We start from the raw sequence: 17,785 nt of genomic DNA, 5'->3' as shown, positions 1-17,785 counted from the left end.
TTAATCCAGACCGACAGTTACCCATCCTTGCGTCCAGTCATTGCTGGCGTCCATGGCACCGATAAAGTCAGTGTCTTCCAGCAGGTCGTTACCGGTAAAGGTTAACGAAGAATCTAACAGTACCGAACCGGTAGCTGGCATGTAACCGTTGTCAGCCAGACCCAGCTGGTCAGCGGTAGAGACCATGTTCGAGGCATCCGCCAGGAACCAGTCTTCGGCAAACTGGTCACCAAAGTTGCTGCCCGCTTCACACGCTACGATTGAGTCAGCGATTGACAGGTCACCAGCAGTAGCCAGAGCCTGAGACTCGTCACCGTTTACACGCAGACAGTTGCTGTAGCCTGCCGGGCCAGTGATTACGAAGCCATGCAGTGAGCCAGCGGTACCGGCACGCAGACGTACACCATTCGTTTGGTCTGCACCCACAATTGTCACGTTAGCAATTGTTGGGTTAGTCAGTGGCGTAGCCGACGCATCAAATTCACTGTTGTCTGATTCGAATGCGTTGTCGCCGCCTGCTGAATCCTGCTTAATCAGTACATACTGTGCAGTACCTGTCCAACCGAATGACCAGTCGAAGGAATCATCACCGTTAGCGGTCAGTACCACGTGCTTCACGCTTACTGAGCCACCGAAGAACTCGATACCGTCGTCCAGGTTCTGGTGAACCTGAATGTAGTCAACCGATGTACCAGAACCCACACCGGCGAAGCTGATACCGTTCAGTTCGTCACCGTTACCTAAGGTACGGCCCGCGTATTTAACCACAACGTACTGGATAGTGCCTGAATTATCTTCAGGTTGGTTACCACCGAACTGACCTGCGTCACCTTCGGCAGCTACACCACAGTTAGCCAGTTCAGATTCAGTAGCATCACCAGTAGTGTCGCCACAAGAGTTAGCTGGAGCATTACCCAGTAATACCAGACCACCCCATTGGCCAATGCCCGTTTCCTGACCCGTTACGTCTTGTACAGAGGTCATCACAATTGGCGCATCAGCAGTACCCATGGCGCGGATTTTTGAACCGCGACGCACTACCAGGAAGTCTTCACCCTGCTGACCGATTAGCGTAGTGCCTGCATCGATATAAAGGGTTGCAGAGTTCTGGTTATCACCACCTACCGCAGTACGACCGGTGAATACCCAGTGCGCATCGTTAGACAGCGCAACGTCTGCGTTAAATTCAACGTCGGCGTCAAGCTGATAAACCGGCTTGTCAGTAATTTCAGGGAAGCTAGCAGACACGTCAGTCGCCAGGCCTTGTTCAAAGGCGTTGCTTACCAGTGACTGATCCATGCCGTAAGCCCAGCCTTCAGTCCAGTCGTTCTGACCGTCGAATGCACCGATGTAATCGGTTGAGGCAAACCAGCTGTCGTCTTCAACATCAGCTACGTCTGCACCAGCACCTAACAGCGCAGAACCTGCACCCGGCATACGGCCCATGGTACCTAAATTAAGGTCGGCAGAAGTCAGTACCTGGTTGTTGTTACCCGCAGTAAACCATGTCTCAGCGAAAGCATCACCAAAGTTGCTGGCTGCAGCACAAGCGACTACTGAGTTGGCAATCGACAGGCTACCCGCAGTGGCCAGAGCCTGAGACTCGTCGCCGTTTACGCGCAGACAGTTGCTGTAGCCTTCAGGGCCGGTAATTGCGAAGTTATACAGAGCGCCTGCAGTACCGGCACGTAAACGAACGCCGTTTGTCATTGCTGCACCCTGGATAGTTACGTTAGCAACCGTTGGGTTAGTCAGCGGTGTGGCAGAAGCGTCGAATTCGCTGTTGTCAGATTCAAAAGCGTTATCACCACCTTCAGAGTCCTGACGGATATAAACGAACTGTGCTTTACCTGTCCAGCCGAATGACCAGTCGAAAGAGTCATCGCCGTTGTCGGTCAGTACTACGTAACGAACGTTAACGCTACCACCGAAGAATTCGATACCATCGTCCAGATTCTGGTGAACCTGAATGTGGTGAACGTTAGTTTGTGAACCCACACCCGCAAAGCTGATACCGTTCAGCTCATCACCGTTACCTAAGGTACGGCCAGCGTGCTTAACCACTACGTACTGAATAGTACCTGAGTTATCTTCCGGGTTATTGCCGCCGAACTGACCTGCGTCACCTTCAGCTGCTACACCACAGTTAGCCAGCTCGTCTTCAGTAGCGTCGCCAGTAGTATCGCCACAAGAGTTAGCCGGTGCGTTACCCAGTAATACCAGGCCGCCCCATTGGCCAATGCCGGTTTCCTGACCTGTAACGTCTTGTACAGAGGTCATGGTGATAGGTGAACCAGGCAGACCCAGTGCTTCAATCTTAGAACCACGACGAACTACCAGGAAGTCTTCACCCTGCTGACCGATAATAGTGGTGCCATTTTCGATGTATAAAGTCGCAGAGTCTTCGTTATCACCACCTACTGCGGTACGACCGGTTAATACCCAGTGCGCATCGTTCGTCAGAGTAACGTCGGCAGTAAATACCACGTCTTCGTCGATTTGATAAACCGGCTTGTCAGTCAGTTCCGGGAAGTTAGCAGAAACGTCCTGAGCTAAACCTTGCTCAAAAGCATTATCCACATCCGCAGGGAAACCACCGTTAACACCTGAAGTCCAGCCAGACATCCAGTTAGTTGCGCCGTCAAACGCACCTACGTAGTTAGCTGAATCAAAACTGCTGTGCAATGCCGTAGGATCAGAACCTGAAGTCAGCAATACAGAACCTTGTGCAGGCGTGTAACCGTCATCGCTCAGGCCAAGTTCAGCAGGTGTAAGTACCTGGTTACCAGACTGAGAAGCGAACCACTCAGCGGTGGTCATGGTACCGATAGTGTCGCTACCAAAGTTGTTGTTAGCATCTTCACAGGCAACAATTGAGTTGGTGATAGCCAGTTCACCGTCCGCAGCCAGTTCCTGGGACTCAGAACCGTTTACACGCAGACAGTTTTCATAACCAGTAGGGCCGCTAACCAGAACGTTGGTCAGGAAACCCGCGGTACCGGCACGTAAGCGAACACCGTTAGTTTGCGCATCACCAACGATAGTCACGTTAGCGATATTAGGTTGAGTTAACGGCGTAGCAGCTGCGTCGAACTCGCTGTTGTCAGCTTCGATGGCGTTGTCGCCGTTTTCGCTGTTTTGCTGGATATAAACGAACTGGGCAGAACCTGTCCAGCCAAATGACCAGTCTAAGCTGTCATCACCGTTATCAGTCAGCACAACGTGTTTAACGTTTACAGTACCACCAAAGAACTCAACACCATCGTCGAGGTTCTGGTGAACCTGAATGTAATCTACTTCGGTGCCTGAACCCACACCCGCAAAGCTGATGCCGTTCAGTTCGTCGCCGTTACCTAAAGTACGGCCTGCGTGCTTAACCACGATGTAGCGCAGTACACCTGAGTCATCAGTTGGGTTGTTGCCACCGAACTGACCCGCGTCACCCTCTGCAGAAACACCACAGTTATTCAGTTCGTCCTGAGTAGCGTTACCTTCGGTATCACCACAAGAGTTGGCCGGCGCTTTACCCAGCAGTACCAGGCCGCCCCATTGACCGATATCAGTTTCCTGACCGGTAACGTCTTGTACAGATGTAAAGATGATTGGCTCAGCAGCGGTACCTTCGGCCATGATTTGTGAACCACGACGAACAACCAGGAAGTCTTCGCCTTCTTCACCAAAAACAGTGGTGCCGGCTTCAATGTTCAGCACGGTTGAGTTTTCATCATCGCCACCTACAGCAACACGACCGTCCAGCACCCAGTGTGCGTCGGCAGTCAGCGTGGTTTCTTCGTTAAACTCTACGTTTTCGTTCAGGCGATAAACCGGCTTGTCGGTGATTTCAGGAAACTCTGAAGACACATCAGTGGCCAGGCCCTGATCTAACGGGTTTTCTGCACCCGTTGGAGTGGGTGTAGGCGTTGGGGTTGGTGTAGGGGTTGGCGTAGGTGTTGGTGCCGGATTCGTTACCACATCACCTTCGTTGATATTAATATCCCCACCACAACCTGCCAGAATTAGTGCAGTTGCAATGGCTGACGCTCTGAATGTGTGCTTTATAGCCATTAAAATTCTCCAAAACCACTTTATGTCATTATTTCAATGGCTGAGAAGACTACCGGACTTGAATGACACTTTTGTTACACTATCTGGCTGTAACAAAAGTTTCTTATTTGTCAGTAGATGTTTGTTTTTTAAACACTAGCTTGAAGTAGCAAAACCGCTAGCACTGGCGCGGTTGCGGGCTTATGGGCGATTTCCGGGTGAATTATGACAGTGGTCAGACCGCCTCTCTGAACCACTTGGTGATAACCACTTTTTCACCTTTTATGACGGGATGGGCATGATGCAGGGTATTGGCATTAGGTCGCCCGTCCGGCAATAAATTATTCCAGATCACCGCCGTACCAGGGTGAGGGGTAAACGACTTACCCAGTTTAACAAACTCAGTTTCGCCACCTGCCTCAACTTCGTTCAGATACACCATGCATGTCCAGGTACGCTGCCCCAGCTGACTGGCAAACTGGCGGTGTTCACTGGTACCGGGTTCAAAATAATCGGTGTGGGCTTTAAATTGCTGGCCCTTGGCATAGTGTTGCGCCTGAATGGGCTCACTGTTGCCTTTGGCAAAACCAAAATAATCAATGATGTGCTCAGACACCCGATGCGCAATATCACTGTCGAGACTGACTAAATCACAGGTACTGGAGGTTCTGAATGCCTTATCAGCCTCGGTACCGGCAGTGGTAATGGTGGAAGGCCGGAGATGCTGTTTGCTGAGCGCGACGATTTTTTCGCAGGTCGATAAAGGCAGAAAATCTGCCACCGCAAACAACTGAGCCTTGTCTGACTCAATCACCCGCACGTTGGCAGGCAGCTCACGAGAAAGAAAAACAGGTGCCGGGTAGCGAGCGGCAAATCTCTCTGTCAGCACTTGCTGTTGAGCAGAGTTAAGGTTATCGCCGAGTAACGGCATCACCTGAGAATGAGTAAATCCCTCGCGCAGCAGGGTGGCATATATTTTCTCTACAGGAACGTTGCGTAGCAGGTTGGCTAATACCCATTGTTTCCACTGCGACTGCATCAGTAAGCCTCAGACTCACCGATAACACGCATTTCACGCCTAAGCATGTCTTCGCGGATGGGAAAATAGCCGTCTCGCGCTACCTGTTGCTGGCCGCGCGCTGATAACACATACCGTAAAAATTCCCGCTCCAGCTTTGGCAGTGGTTCGCCGGGCGCCTTATTAACCACCAGATAAAGAAAGCGGCTAAAGGGATAGGTCTCGTTCTGCACGGTTTCACTGGTTAGTGGTACCAGGTTATCTTCGCTGTTCCCTAACGGCAGCGCTTTCACTCCGGCAGTTTTGTAGCCATAAGCCGCATAGCCCATGCCGCCTTTGCTGGATGCCACAGATAACACAACCGACGCAGAGCCCGGCTGCTCATTCACCGATTTGGTAAAATCACCGTCGCATAACGCCATAATCTTAAACAGGCCGTAAGTCCCCGACACCGAGTTACGGCTGAATAGCCTTATTGGTGCCGACTCGCCATAGTCACTGATCCCCAGCTGCGACCATTTGGTGATGCGCTCCTCTGCGCCGCAATAACGGGTAACGGAAAAGATCGCATCCACCTGCTGCAAGGTTAATCCTTCCAGCGGATTGCGGTGCTCAACAAAAATGGCAATGGCATCGATGGCCACCTTGATCACCGTAGGCGGATAACCATGGGCCTGGATAAACGCACGCCGCTCACTGGGTTTTAAATCCCGGCTCATTGGGCCTATGGTTGCCGTACCCTCGGTAAGCGCCGGCGGTGCAGTAGAAGAACCTGACGCCTGGATTTGAAAAGTCACATCCGGGTAAAGTGTTTTAAATTCCTGAGACCACAGGGTCATTAAGTTAGCCAGAGTGTCTGAACCTACGGAGGTAATGTTGCCCGCCACGCCGGGTTTGCGCTCATAACCCGTTTCGCTGGCAGCAACGCTAATGGTGAATCCTGTAAGCAGTAACAGAAAAGCAAACTTGTGCATATTACTCCTGGCTGGCAATCATCTCGGCATCGAATTCAAAAAAGAATTCACTGCCTTCCCCTACCCGACTGGTGATTTGAAGTTTTGAATTATGATGATTCAGCACGTGTTTTACAATCGATAAGCCCAGTCCCGAGCCGCCGGTTTTTCGTGAGCGGGCTTTATCGACCCGGTAAAAACGCTCGGTCAGACGCGACAGGTGGCGTTGTTCGATGCCATCACCGTTATCTTTAACGGCAAACCGCACACCGGCTTTGGTGACCGACCAGTATACGTTAATGTTACCGCCTTCCGGCGTGTAATTAATGGCGTTAAATATTAAGTTGGAACAAGCGCTGCGCAGCTCCGTTTCAATACCGTAGATGCGCACCCCGGGGGTTAAATGAAATTCGATGGTGTGGTGTTTATCTTTATTCAGGGCATCCGCTTCAATTTTCACCTGGGTTAACATAGCGGCCATATCCACGGTATTTTCATACACCCGCTCAGAGCTGGCTTCTATGCGTGACAGCACCAGCAAATCTTCAATCAGACTTTGCATGCGCTGAGTCTGGGTGCTCATTTCCATGTAGGCTTTTTTAACGAAAGGATTTAATTGCTCGTCAGCATCCGGCAATATTTCCAGATAACCATTAATTACCGTGAGCGGCGTGCGCAACTCGTGGGATACGTTAGCCACAAAATCTTTACGCATTTCTTCCAGTTGACTCAGGCGCGTAACATCACGGGCAATCAGCAACAAGTGCTCTTCACCATAGGGCATGATCCGGTACTCGAAGGATTTTAACGGATTCAGTGGCGACGGTACTTCTATTGGGAAATGGTATTTACCGGCATGAAAGTACTCAATAAATTCGGGGTGACGAATCAGATTGTCCAGGCGGCGTCCGGCATCCGATGGCCAGCGCAACCCCAGCTCCAGACGGGCCAGTCGGTTACACCAGATAATACAGGCTTTAGAATCCACCACCACGGCCGCATCGGGCAAGGCTTCAGAACCTTCGCGGAAGCGTTTAACCAGTGCGCCAAGCTCTTTACGCTTGTTGCGGTTACGCCGCTGCAGATAGTAGATCCCTTCGTAGATATGTTCCCATAATCCACTGACCGACGGTGGCGACATTTTTCGGCTGTGCCACAACCAGCGATTTAACTTAAACAGCTGCCAGTAGTTAACCAGAAGCAAGCCGGTAGCGCCCATGGCCACAGCCAGCAGCATGTCTTCCACATACCAGCCAATGATCGCAAAGAAGATAAGAAACAGGACGAGTCGCGCAACTGACTTGATCCACGAAAAGGGGTAGTACATCCCGGTTGTTCCTTTCTTGCGCGCTAACGATGGGGCAGACTATACCTACCCCAAGGACGAAATGAAATTAAAGCTTAGTCGAAAAACGGTAACCTGCGCCTCGTACCGTCTGGATCATGGCGTCGTGTCCCTGACCACCAATGGCTTTACGTAAGCGACGAATATGCACATCAACCGTGCGATCTTCGACGTAAACGTTAGTGCCCCAGACATTATCCAGTAGCTGCTCACGGCTGTAGACCCGCTCTGGATGAGTCATAAAGAAGTGCAGTAATTTGTACTCCGTAGGCCCCATATCCAGTGCTTCGTCATTAGCCATCACGCGGTGCGAGATAGGTTCCAGCTTGAGGCCGTTAAACTCGATGGGCTGCTCATTTGAGGTGGGCGTAACCCGGCGCATTACCGCTTTAATTCGCGCCACCAGCTCTTTGGGCGAAAAGGGCTTGGTAATGTAATCGTCGGCACCGGCATCGAGACCGCGGATTTTGTCGTCTTCTTCGCCGCGAGCGGTCAGCATGATTACCGGTATATCACGGGTAAACTCATGCTGTTTAAGGCTCTTGGCCAGTTGAACGCCACTGCCGCCAGGCAGCATCCAGTCCAATAAAATTAAATCAGGATAAGGTTCTACCAGCTTTTGCTGCGCGATATCGTAATCTTCTGCTTCAATAGTCTCGAATCCGGACTGTTCCAGCACAAACGATAGCATGTCGCGGATAGGCGCTTCATCCTCTACCAACAAGACTCTTCTTGACATAGATTTTTTCCAGCTCATAACAAAACGCCGCTATTATTATCAGGGTGTGTGACAATTTTATTAAACGATTACATTTATATGTCAAGTTTGTGACTGTGATTACCTGATTTATTGGGATTAATGCGTAAATAATTATGCGCGATAAGCTCAGGCGCCACTATTTTCCACCACAAAAAGTAAACAACATTCCAATAAAAAGAAGCATGGCGTACTATGTAAGTGATTCGTTCATATCGCAAATCACTAAGAACTCGGGCTAAGAACTTGTCTATTCAGCAATTAACACATATTCTTGAAAGAGTTCAAAATCTCATCAGTATTAATAGATAGGTATCAGATGGCGTCGGTTCAGACAGGATTGTCGAGAAAGCTACTAACACGCGTGTTGTCGGTATACTTTTTTCTGACTTTCATTGTGACCGTTGGGCAGATTTTTACCGAATACCTGAGCACCAAAAGCCACATTGAATCTGAACTGCAAACCCTGAAAAACACGTTCTCCACCAGTCTTACCCGCGCTATCTGGGAAGTAAACATTCCCCAGGCGCAGTCGATCGCCGAAGGATTGATGGAACTGCCAATTGTAACCGGCGTACAAATTCGCGATGAGAACGGTGAGTATATTGCCGATCTGGGCGTTACCATTGCGCAAATTCGCGCACCTTTCACCAGCGGCGAGCTGGAAGATCATGACGGCGGTCTGTTTAGTTACAGCTTTCCGCTGATTTTTGAATTCTCAAACCGGGCATCCACTGTTGGCGACGTTACCCTGTATTCGAATTTCGATATTATTTTTGGCCGTATCGAAGTGGGAATTTTCTTTTTAATTGGCAACGCGATTGTTAAAACCGCCTTTCTGGTCTTTCTGTTTATGACCGCCTTCCGCCGGATGTTGTCGGACCCGTTAATGGAAGTCACTCAGAAGATGAGTGCATTTAACCCGGATAACCCAGAACAGTCGAAGATTTATTTAACCCTCGACGATGAGAATGAGCTGCGTTTACTGCAATATTCCTACAACCAGGTCATTGATGATCTGATTGTTTCCCAGCAACAGTTGAAAAATACCCAGGGCGAGCTACAGCGGGTTAATAAAAAGCTGGATGACCAGAATTTGTTACTGGAACAGGAGGTTGCTAAGAAAACGGCGTCTCTCAGCCAAATCATGCTGGATTTGGAGCGCCAGAAAGATGAGTTAATCGCCAATCAACGTGAACTGCGTCAGGAAAATGAAAACCGTCAGTACATCGAAAATGTACTGCGGGATAAAAACAAAGAGCTGGCCCAGTCCATGGAGCACCTTAAACTGGCGCAGGATCAGTTACTCGAGTCAGAACGGATGGCGTCCCTTGGTGGCCTGGTAGCCGGTATTGCCCATGATGTGAATACACCACTTGGCGTAGGTGTGACGGCCGCCAGCTTCCTCAATGAAAGACTGGTTGAAGTACGCAAAAGTTATGAAGATAAGTCGTTAACCAATAAAACGATGGCGTCTTTCTTAGATGAAGCAGAACAAACCACCAGCCTGCTGTTGACCAACTTAAACCGGGCTTCCGATCTTATCACCAGCTTTAAACAGGTCGCGGTAGATCAAACCAGCGAAGCTGAGCGGGTATTTAATTTAAATAATTACCTGCATGAAATTTTGCAGTCACTCGGCCCGTCGTTTAAACACACCCAGCATAAGGTGAACGTTCAGTGTCCTGATGAGCTATATATCCGCTCAGCCCCAGGGATTATTGCTCAAATCATTACTAATATGATTATGAATTCCATTATCCATGGGTTTGAGAACAAAACCGATGGCCATATTGATATTGAAGTACTACAGGATGGTGCAGACGTTGTGCTTACTTATCAGGACGACGGTTGTGGGATCCCTGCAGATCAACTCGGCCGTCTCTTTGACGCGTTCTTCACCACCAAGCGCGGCCAGGGCGGCAGTGGCCTGGGAACCCATATTATGTATAACCTGGTGACACAGGCACTCGATGGCAACATTGAAGCCAGCAGTGAACCTGGCCAGGGCCTGCGCTACGAAATCCGCTTCCCTGCCCGAACCTGATACGCTCTTCACAGAGTCGGCAAAATCACCCGCAGTAGTTGCGCAGTTACCAGCGCGCTGCTAACCTTTCGGCCTTTTCAAAATGACAGATCTTCTTTATGTGGTTTAAGAATATAAAAGCCTACCGGCTCACCCAGCCGCTGGCATTAAATGATGATGCATTACAAACAGCGTTAAATGAACTTGCCTTTCGCCCCTGTGGCAGCCAGGAAAGTGCCACCATGGGGTTTGTATCGCCATTACACGATGCCGGCCAAAATTCCTTACTGTTCCATCAGACACAATTGCGCTACTGGATCACGCTAAAGAAGCAAGAGCGGTTATTGCCTTCTTCTGTGGTGAATTCAGAACTGGCCGACAAAGTGGCTCAGATTGAAGCAGAAACAGGCTCTCCCGTGGGTAAAAAAGCCCAGTCTGACTTAAAGCATGAAATTATTACTCGCCTGTTACCTCAGGCCTTTGTGAAGAACTCTTATACCAACGGCTTTATTTCTATTTCAGATAACCTGGTTATTGTAGACGCCAGCGCCGACGGCAAAGCTGAAGCCTTTCTGGCGATGATCCGAAAAGCATTAGGTTCGCTGCCGGTAGTACCACTGGTTCGCCACAGCCTGCAAAGCGAACTGACCCATTGGTTAACCGATAAGCCACCTGCTAAAATTGAATTACTCGAAGAAGCTGAGTTTAAGTCTACCGATGAAGTCGGCAGCGTGATTCGCTGTAAAAATCAGCCACTGGACAGCGAAGAAATTCAGCTCCACCTGGACGCCGGAAAACTGGTGCAAAAAGTGGCTTTCGACTTCGACGAAACGCTGGAAGCCGTTATTCAGGAAGATGGTTCGGTGAAGCGCATTAAGTTTACCGACCGGATAAAGGAAGAAACCCAGGATATTCCGAAAGATCAGGTAGCGGCCCGTCTGGATGCTGAATTCAGCCTGATGTCTGCCGAGATGTGCGCCTTCGTTAATTTCTTAAGCGAAGCACTGGATCTCGACAAAGAAAGCTAGCCTAGCGGTGCTGGTCCCGACGCTGCAGCACTGGTTGCCACCGGCGTTGGGCCAGATTACGCCACACCCGTTCCATCGGGCCAGTCACAAAGTGGTTGAGCCACCAACGTGAAAGGAGCAGCTGAAAAGCCCATATTGTGATTACAATCAGGGTAAGTGTAAGCCGCCCCAATTCAGCAAATAAGCCAAGCCCCCAGCCGTAAAATATGGCGCAACAAATTACCGTTTGCAGCAGGTAATTGGTTAATGCCATTTGTCCTACCGGTACCAGGTAATTCACTACACGGCCCTGCCAGTTGCCGTTAGCGACTTTAACCAGCCACATCACCAGACACAAATACCCCCAGGCCGATACCAGCGCGCCCCAGTAATTAGGAAAACGATAAAGCGTCATAAACTCAGGCAGCACAACGCCATGCTGTTTTATCAGTGCAGCGCCAACGCCACAAATTAAAGTGCCGGCCATTATTCCCAGCACACTGTTTAGCGCATAAAACTTCAGTGAACGACTGGCAGTCAACACTCCCAGTTTATACAGCGCCATCCCCACCAGCATTAACCCGCACATCCGAAACTCAACGGCGATCAGGGAATTCACATGGAAATCCAGTGTCGTATCAACTCGCATCGCCGCTCTTTGCCACCAGCTGCCCTGATAGGCTGTGATTTCTTGTTGTAGTTGTACCAATGGCGGATTGATGCTCTGGATTATCTCCAGTTGTTCAGCATCAGACATTCCTCCCCAGGAATAGTAAACCAGCAGTAACAACAGCATAAGAATACTTTGCAGGAAAAGACCAAAGCCCAGCAATTTCTTTACCGACCAGTTTCGGCACTTAAATACCAGCAGGCCGCCAAGTGCATAGGTCACCAGTATATCGCCCCACCACAAGCCATAAGCATGCAATAGGCCTATCAACAGGAGCCAGAACATACGGCGTTGATGCACGCGTTTGGCGGTGACAGGATCCGGCTGCCGCTGCGCCATCATGGCAATTCCTGCGCCAAATAACGTGGCAAACAGCGCATAGAATTTTTCAGCAAATAGCACTTCGATAATAAACCACTGCCATTCATTTGCTGTGCTTAAAGACCCCAACGCAAACGGGTTGTCGTAAACCGCCCGCGGATAAGCAAAAGCAATAATATTCATCATTAAAATGCCCAGTAAGGCAACGCCCCGTAAAGCATCCAGACTAATATAGCGGGTGGCAGATGATGGTTGATGACTCATTGCTTATCCTTAAGCATTTTCGGTTTCCCTGATTATTTAGTGAGGTGTTAGCACTTCGGGTAGGTTCGCCAACACGGGGGAATGCTTCGGCAGGCTGGCAGCTGTTACGCCTGACAAAAAGCCTGTTGTTGCCAATTTTGGTTATTGTACATCAATAAAGCACCGAAAACCCTGCCCCAAAGTTTAGAAACTGCATTTCTGCTCGACAAGGGGAATCGGGCAAAAGTTACCCTGCACCAATTGTGCGCTATAGCGCACAATGATATAGTAGCTTCCGGACGTTATAACGCACAATTTTATTTTTGCAAACAGGTAAGCGGTGCTATGAACCATTCAAATTCGCTTCAGCTCAGTCACGTAGCCGCTGGCTCGGCAGCCGTTATTGTGGGCTACAGTAGCGCGGTAGTGATTGTCATCGAAGCGGCCAGGCAAGCGGGAGCCAGTGAGCCGCAGTTGATTAGCTGGTTACTGGTGCTGGGGCTGGCAATGGGATTAAGTACGCTGTTTTTTTCCTGGCGCTTTAAGATGCCGGTGATCACAGCCTGGTCAACGCCCGGCGCCGTATTTTTAATTTCTACGGCAGGCGACTTTTCCCTGGCTGAGATCACCGGAGCGTTTTTGTTTGCCGGCATACTGAGTCTGGTTGCTGCTCGCAGTCATTTATTAATGCGAGGCATTGAACGCATCCCGCCGGCGCTGTCAGCTGCCATGCTGGCGGGTATTTTACTGCCCTACTGTCTGGGAGTGTTTACCAGTGCCCAGAACTATCCCGTACTGAGCATCTTTTTTATTTTGATATACCTGCTTGGCAGTCGCTGGTTTCCCCGTTATCTGATGCTGGTATTACTGGTGGTAGCCGCATTGGCCGCCGTGATGCTGTCTGAGACTGAGATCACTGCCCTGCACTTTTCACTCCCGTCGTTGGAGTGGGTGATGCCAGCTTTCAATAGCGCGGCGTTAATCAGTATTGGTGTGCCACTCTTCCTCATTACAACGTTATCGCAAAACCTGCCGGGCATCAGTATCCAGCATAGTCATGGCTATAAGCCAGACAACCGCTACATTCTAACGGGTATAGCCCTGGTTCAGCTGTTCAGCGCCCCCTTTGGCGGTTTCATGATTAATCTGGCGGCAATCACTGCGGCAATTTGTATGGCAGAAAACGTTGATGAAAACCCGGCAAAGCGCTATCTGGCAGGTATTGTTGCCGGGGTAGGCTATTGTCTGGCCGGTTTGTTTGCTGTGACTATTACCCTCATATTCACTCAGATGCCGCCGGTTGTTACCAGTTTACTGGCGGGCATTGCACTGTTGTCTACGCTGCAGTCGAGTTTATTACGCAGTCTTGAAGATGCCCCCTTTCGTCAGGGCGCCCTATTAACGTTTCTTTGCAGTGCATCGGGATTAAGTTTAATGGGTATCAGTGCGCCGGTGTGGGGATTGCTAGCGGGGATGGTGACAGTGTGGCTGCACCCGCGGCTGCACCCGCAATGGAAGCAGCTAGTTGAGCCATAGGGCTGTGCCAGCGGGGCAAGTCAATAGACCCCGCTTGCTGGTCAGGCAAAAATCTGTTTGGCCGCAGCGCGCATTTCGGCGAAGTCATCCGACAACAGCGAATTAACGTCTTCTACGACACCACGTTGAATAGCCAGATTGAGCACCGCATCTTTTTTATTGTCTATTTGCCCGGCTAACGCCGCACCAACCCGAACAAAGTCGATGTACCCCAGCTTCTCCGGAATATAGGCTAAATCGTGCCAGCGCTCAGCCACTACCACAAACTCTTCACCAAACTCCCAGCTACGCATAATGCTGCCGCCCACTTTCGGGGCCAGTTTGTCGATGGCGTCATCGAGGAAGCTCGGACTGGCGAACACTTCGGTATGGCGTTCAGCCTCGGTAAGGATAGGCAGTACCCCAATGCTGTGAATTAACGACATTAATGTCATGGTATCAAGACTGAGTTCGCGCTTTTTAGTGCGAGTGATATACATTTGCAGAGCCGCCATGGCATTGGCTACCACGTTTACCGTATTGGCCCACTCTTTTTTCATGTACTCACCAACCAGTTCGTTTTTCGATACGAACAGTTGTTCCATTGCCAGCGCTGTAGCAATGTTTTTAATCTGACGCAGGCCTATTCGGGTCACCGCCTGAGAGATAGAAGTTACTTTTACCGCCCGCCCCATGTAAGCACTGTTGGATATTTTAATCATCCTCGCACTCAGCGAGGGATCCTGGCCAATGACCTCGCCCATATCCTGCAAATTAATATCCGGGTCGTCTGCGGCTTTTCGCACTTTTAAGGCCACGGCGGGTAAGGTTGGGAGCACCAGGGTATCGTTTTTAATCTTTTCAACCAGAATGGTGAGTAGCGCATTTTGTGTAGACATATTCCTACCTTTGTCGATGGTCAGTGTGTTATCGCATCCGTTGCGGTTAACAGTAACGGAGCGCGCTGCCTTTTATATTGTTGAAAATCAATGTTTGTTGCTGTTGTATAACCATAACATAGTTCAAATTCCTGTCATGCGACCAGTATTGATAAAGAAAAAACTAACGCACGGGAAATATTTATGCAATCGTCAAAAGGAATTTTGATGCTCATCTGAGTATAGCATCTGCTTTGCGGCTTGGTTATGCTAGAGAGAGATTCTGTCATTTTTCGCCGAATTGCCTGCAATAAGGATTATTAAGCACCGAAAATGGCGGCAAATAGCAGCTTCATGAATTACGAATGCTAAACAATAACAACAACTTTCAATAAATGACGGACGAATTAATATGCGCAAAGCACTGCACAATACTTTTGCCTTTACCGCCCTTGCCAGCTCACTCTTTTTCGCAGGTTGCTCTGAACCTCAGTCACCACAATCCACTGTTCAGGATAGCGCGCCAGAATTGCTGGTCGATGACAGTCGTCTGGGGATCTACCACCAGGTGCCATTAACAGCAGATCTATCCCACTTGAGTGATAACCAAAAGCAAATGCTCAGTAAGCTGATAGACGCCTCTAAAATTATGGACGATCTGTTCTGGAAGCAGGCTTTTTTTGGCAATAAAGACGAATTCCTCCAGGGATTAAGTGATCAAAAACTAAGCGCTTTTGCAGCCATCAACTATGGCCCGTGGGATCGTTTAAATGGCGACGCGCCTTACCTCAGCGGCTATGGCGAAAAAGCAACCGGTGCAGAGTTCTATCCTCACGATATGACCAAAGCAGAGTTCGCAGCGGCCGAATTTGCCGATAAAGATGGCCTCTACTCGGTGGTCGAACGCACCGAAAGCGGCGATTTAACTGCCACGCCGTATTCTGAGAAGTATCAGACAGAACTCACTAAAGCCGCTGCGTTACTGAAAGAAGCCTCTCTGCTGGCTGATAATGAGACCTTCGCAGACTACCTGAAACTGCGAGCTGAAGCGCTTCTTAGCGACGATTATTACGCTTCGGACATGGCCTGGATGGATATGAAAACCAATCCTATTGAACTGGTAATTGGCCCCATCGAAACGTATGAAGACCAGCTCTATGGCTACCGTGCGGCATTTGAGTCTTATGTGCTTATTAAAGACATGGCCTGGAGTGATCGACTGGCAAAATATGCCCAGTTCCTGCCTGAGTTACAGTTGGGTTTACCCGTAGATGAAGCCTACAAACAGGAAACGCCCGGATCGGATGCCGACTTAAATGCCTACGATGTCATTTATTATGCCGGTCACTCGAATGCCGGCAGCAAGACCATCGCTATCAACCTGCCGAATGATGAACGGGTTCAACTGGCGAAAGGTACCCGCCGACTGCAGCTCAAAAATGCCATGCAGGCTAAGTTTGATCACATTCTTAAGCCTATTTCAGAAGTACTCATTGCCCCTGATCAGCGCGATCACATCACCTTTAATGCGTTTTTTGCCAACACCATGTTCCACGAAGTAGCCCATGGTCTGGGGATTAAAAATACCATTACCGATAAAGGCACCGTTCGGGCTGCACTTAAAGAGCACGCCTCGGCGCTGGAAGAGGGTAAAGCCGATATCCTTGGTCTTTACATGGTACAAAGCTTGCTGGAAAAAGGTGAAATAACCGAGGGTACTCTCGAGGATTACTACGTTACTTTTATGGCTGGCATCTTCCGTTCAGTGCGCTTTGGTGCATCCAGTGCACACGGTAAGGCCAATATGATCCGGTTTAACTATTTTGCCACCATAGGCGCTTTTGATCGCAGTGAAGACGGCCTGTACAGCGTGAATATGGAAAAAATGTCAGAAGCGGTTTCTTCCTTATCTGAACTCATTCTCACTCTGCAAGGTGATGGCGATTATGATGGCGTAGCTGAGCTCGTTGCAGATAAAGGCATTATTAAACCTCAACTGAAAGCCGATTTGGCCCGTTTAAAAGCGGCCAGTATCCCGGTTGATATTGTATTTGATCAGGGAAAAACACAGCTCGGTTTATAAGCTAAGCACCAGACACTGGTATTCACCCTGGTAGCGATGAAACTGCCGGGGTGAGATACCGGCTCACACTCAGGCAGACAAGGAACACAGTCTGCTATTTACGCTATGGCTTGATTATTCAGGCCGACTTCACCTGACAAGGAGTCCTGTATGCAACAAATCGCTGCGCTATTTCTACTCGCAATATCATTTTATTATATCTATTTAGGCTGGCGGGTGCTTTACACTAAACGGCCTTTTATTGTCTCAATCGGCCTGCTGGTGAGCTTTGCCCTGTTAATCAATTTAGTACTAATCGTCCGGGAGGCTGTTCGGGTTTGGCAAACCGGTAGCCTGGAAGGCATAGAAATTATTATGCTGGCAGCAACGATTTTTTTTGGTGTCAGATGCTGGCAACTAAGGCGGTCCTACCAACTTATAGGTCTGGCTGATGACTTTACGCCGGCCCTTAAAAATGCATTGACTCATAATCAGTTGAATTACTGCGAACAACCCGAAATTATCGAAGTTCCAGCCCTGCCCGGAGCCATTGGATATCAATTCAAAAGTTCCCAAAAAGAATTATTCTTTAATTTTAAGGGCAACTTTTCAGCCACGACAATCATTAACGTTCTTCAACAGCTCGAACAGTACTTCGCCACACATCCTTTAGTCATTAATAAAACAGCAGCATATGAAATGTGCGGATTAGGCATGATATCACTGGCTCTTTCACTTGCCCTGCTGTTCTACGAACTGTAAACCGGTTTCCAACATCATCCTGGAATTTTCGCAGGTGATGCTAGCCCAAGTCCAGTTTGAGGGGGTATCGCCTAGACACCACCAGAAGCCAGAAACCACAGCGCTTAAAACACTACCGTCATCCCGGAATTTCCGCAGGAAATATCCGGGATCTCCTGAACAGTATTCCTTTTTTAACAAGTCG

The 17,785-nt window shown here is 49.4% G+C and carries 13 protein-coding genes; 5 read left to right on the top strand and 8 right to left on the bottom strand.

From position 1 onward, the window contains the following. The 5 genes from AC27IB_RS21535 to phoB all read right to left on the bottom strand — a co-directional run bounded on the left by AC27IB_RS21535 (position 1) and on the right by phoB (position 8,099). Positions 1–4,065 (bottom strand): hypothetical protein, encoded by a 4,065-nt coding sequence (locus AC27IB_RS21535; protein ID WP_487123576.1) that lies wholly within the window; start codon positions 4,063–4,065, stop codon positions 1–3. Between the two features lie 214 nt (positions 4,066–4,279). Continuing rightward, positions 4,280–5,083: a prolyl hydroxylase family protein gene (locus AC27IB_RS21530; RefSeq protein WP_487123574.1), complete on the bottom strand. Its 804-nt coding sequence runs from the start codon at positions 5,081–5,083 to the stop codon at positions 4,280–4,282. Further along, positions 5,083–6,036, bottom strand: coding sequence for a PstS family phosphate ABC transporter substrate-binding protein (locus AC27IB_RS21525; RefSeq protein WP_487123572.1), 954 nt, complete (start codon positions 6,034–6,036; stop codon positions 5,083–5,085). Before AC27IB_RS21525 ends, AC27IB_RS21530 begins: the two co-directional genes overlap by 1 nt. A gap of 1 nt (position 6,037) precedes the next feature. Next, on the bottom strand, positions 6,038–7,342 hold the full coding sequence (gene phoR / locus AC27IB_RS21520; protein WP_487123570.1) for a phosphate regulon sensor histidine kinase PhoR: 1,305 nt from the start codon (positions 7,340–7,342) through the stop codon (positions 6,038–6,040). Between the two features lie 67 nt (positions 7,343–7,409). Then, positions 7,410–8,099, bottom strand: coding sequence for a phosphate regulon transcriptional regulator PhoB (gene phoB, locus AC27IB_RS21515; RefSeq protein ID WP_105932924.1), 690 nt, complete (start codon positions 8,097–8,099; stop codon positions 7,410–7,412). Between the two features lie 337 nt (positions 8,100–8,436). On the opposite strand from phoB, the gene AC27IB_RS21510 reads away from it, so the two are divergent. Beyond that, positions 8,437–10,164 carry a sensor histidine kinase gene (locus AC27IB_RS21510; protein WP_487123568.1) on the top strand — a complete coding sequence of 576 codons (1,728 nt, stop codon included), beginning with the start codon at positions 8,437–8,439 and terminating at the stop codon, positions 10,162–10,164. Positions 10,165–10,262: 98 nt separating this feature from the next. After that, the gene (rdgC, locus tag AC27IB_RS21505) at positions 10,263–11,171 is read left to right on the top strand and encodes a recombination-associated protein RdgC (RefSeq protein WP_487123566.1); all 909 of its coding nucleotides are present in this window, start codon (positions 10,263–10,265) and stop codon (positions 11,169–11,171) included. A gap of 1 nt (position 11,172) precedes the next feature. Here rdgC and AC27IB_RS21500 read toward each other — a convergent pair whose 3' ends face one another. Continuing rightward, complete coding sequence (locus AC27IB_RS21500; RefSeq protein WP_487123564.1) at positions 11,173–12,405, bottom strand: DUF418 domain-containing protein; 1,233 nt, start codon at positions 12,403–12,405, stop codon at positions 11,173–11,175. A gap of 324 nt (positions 12,406–12,729) precedes the next feature. Here AC27IB_RS21500 and AC27IB_RS21495 point away from each other — a divergent pair, with 324 nt between their 5' ends. Further along, positions 12,730–13,920: a benzoate/H(+) symporter BenE family transporter gene (locus tag AC27IB_RS21495; protein WP_487123562.1), complete on the top strand. Its 1,191-nt coding sequence runs from the start codon at positions 12,730–12,732 to the stop codon at positions 13,918–13,920. A gap of 41 nt (positions 13,921–13,961) precedes the next feature. Here AC27IB_RS21495 and AC27IB_RS21490 read toward each other — a convergent pair whose 3' ends face one another. After that, complete coding sequence (locus AC27IB_RS21490) at positions 13,962–14,798, bottom strand: HDOD domain-containing protein (RefSeq protein ID WP_296052804.1); 837 nt, start codon at positions 14,796–14,798, stop codon at positions 13,962–13,964. Between the two features lie 391 nt (positions 14,799–15,189). Between AC27IB_RS21490 and AC27IB_RS21485 the strand changes: the two genes are divergently transcribed. After that, positions 15,190–16,860: a dipeptidyl-peptidase 3 family protein gene (locus tag AC27IB_RS21485; protein ID WP_487123560.1), complete on the top strand. Its 1,671-nt coding sequence runs from the start codon at positions 15,190–15,192 to the stop codon at positions 16,858–16,860. Between the two features lie 150 nt (positions 16,861–17,010). Then, positions 17,011–17,601 (top strand): hypothetical protein, encoded by a 591-nt coding sequence (locus tag AC27IB_RS21480; protein WP_487123558.1) that lies wholly within the window; start codon positions 17,011–17,013, stop codon positions 17,599–17,601. Here AC27IB_RS21480 and AC27IB_RS21475 read toward each other — a convergent pair. Continuing rightward, a partial coding sequence (locus AC27IB_RS21475; protein ID WP_487123556.1) for a hypothetical protein occupies positions 17,572–17,785 on the bottom strand: 214 nt, incomplete at its 5' end. The two genes, AC27IB_RS21480 and AC27IB_RS21475, sit on opposite strands and share 30 nt — an antisense overlap.

The organism is Alteromonas sp. 4NH20-0104, from assembly GCF_057547795.1.
Note: the sequence above shows the minus strand (reverse complement) of the source record. Positions and strands in the feature narration are given on the sequence as shown.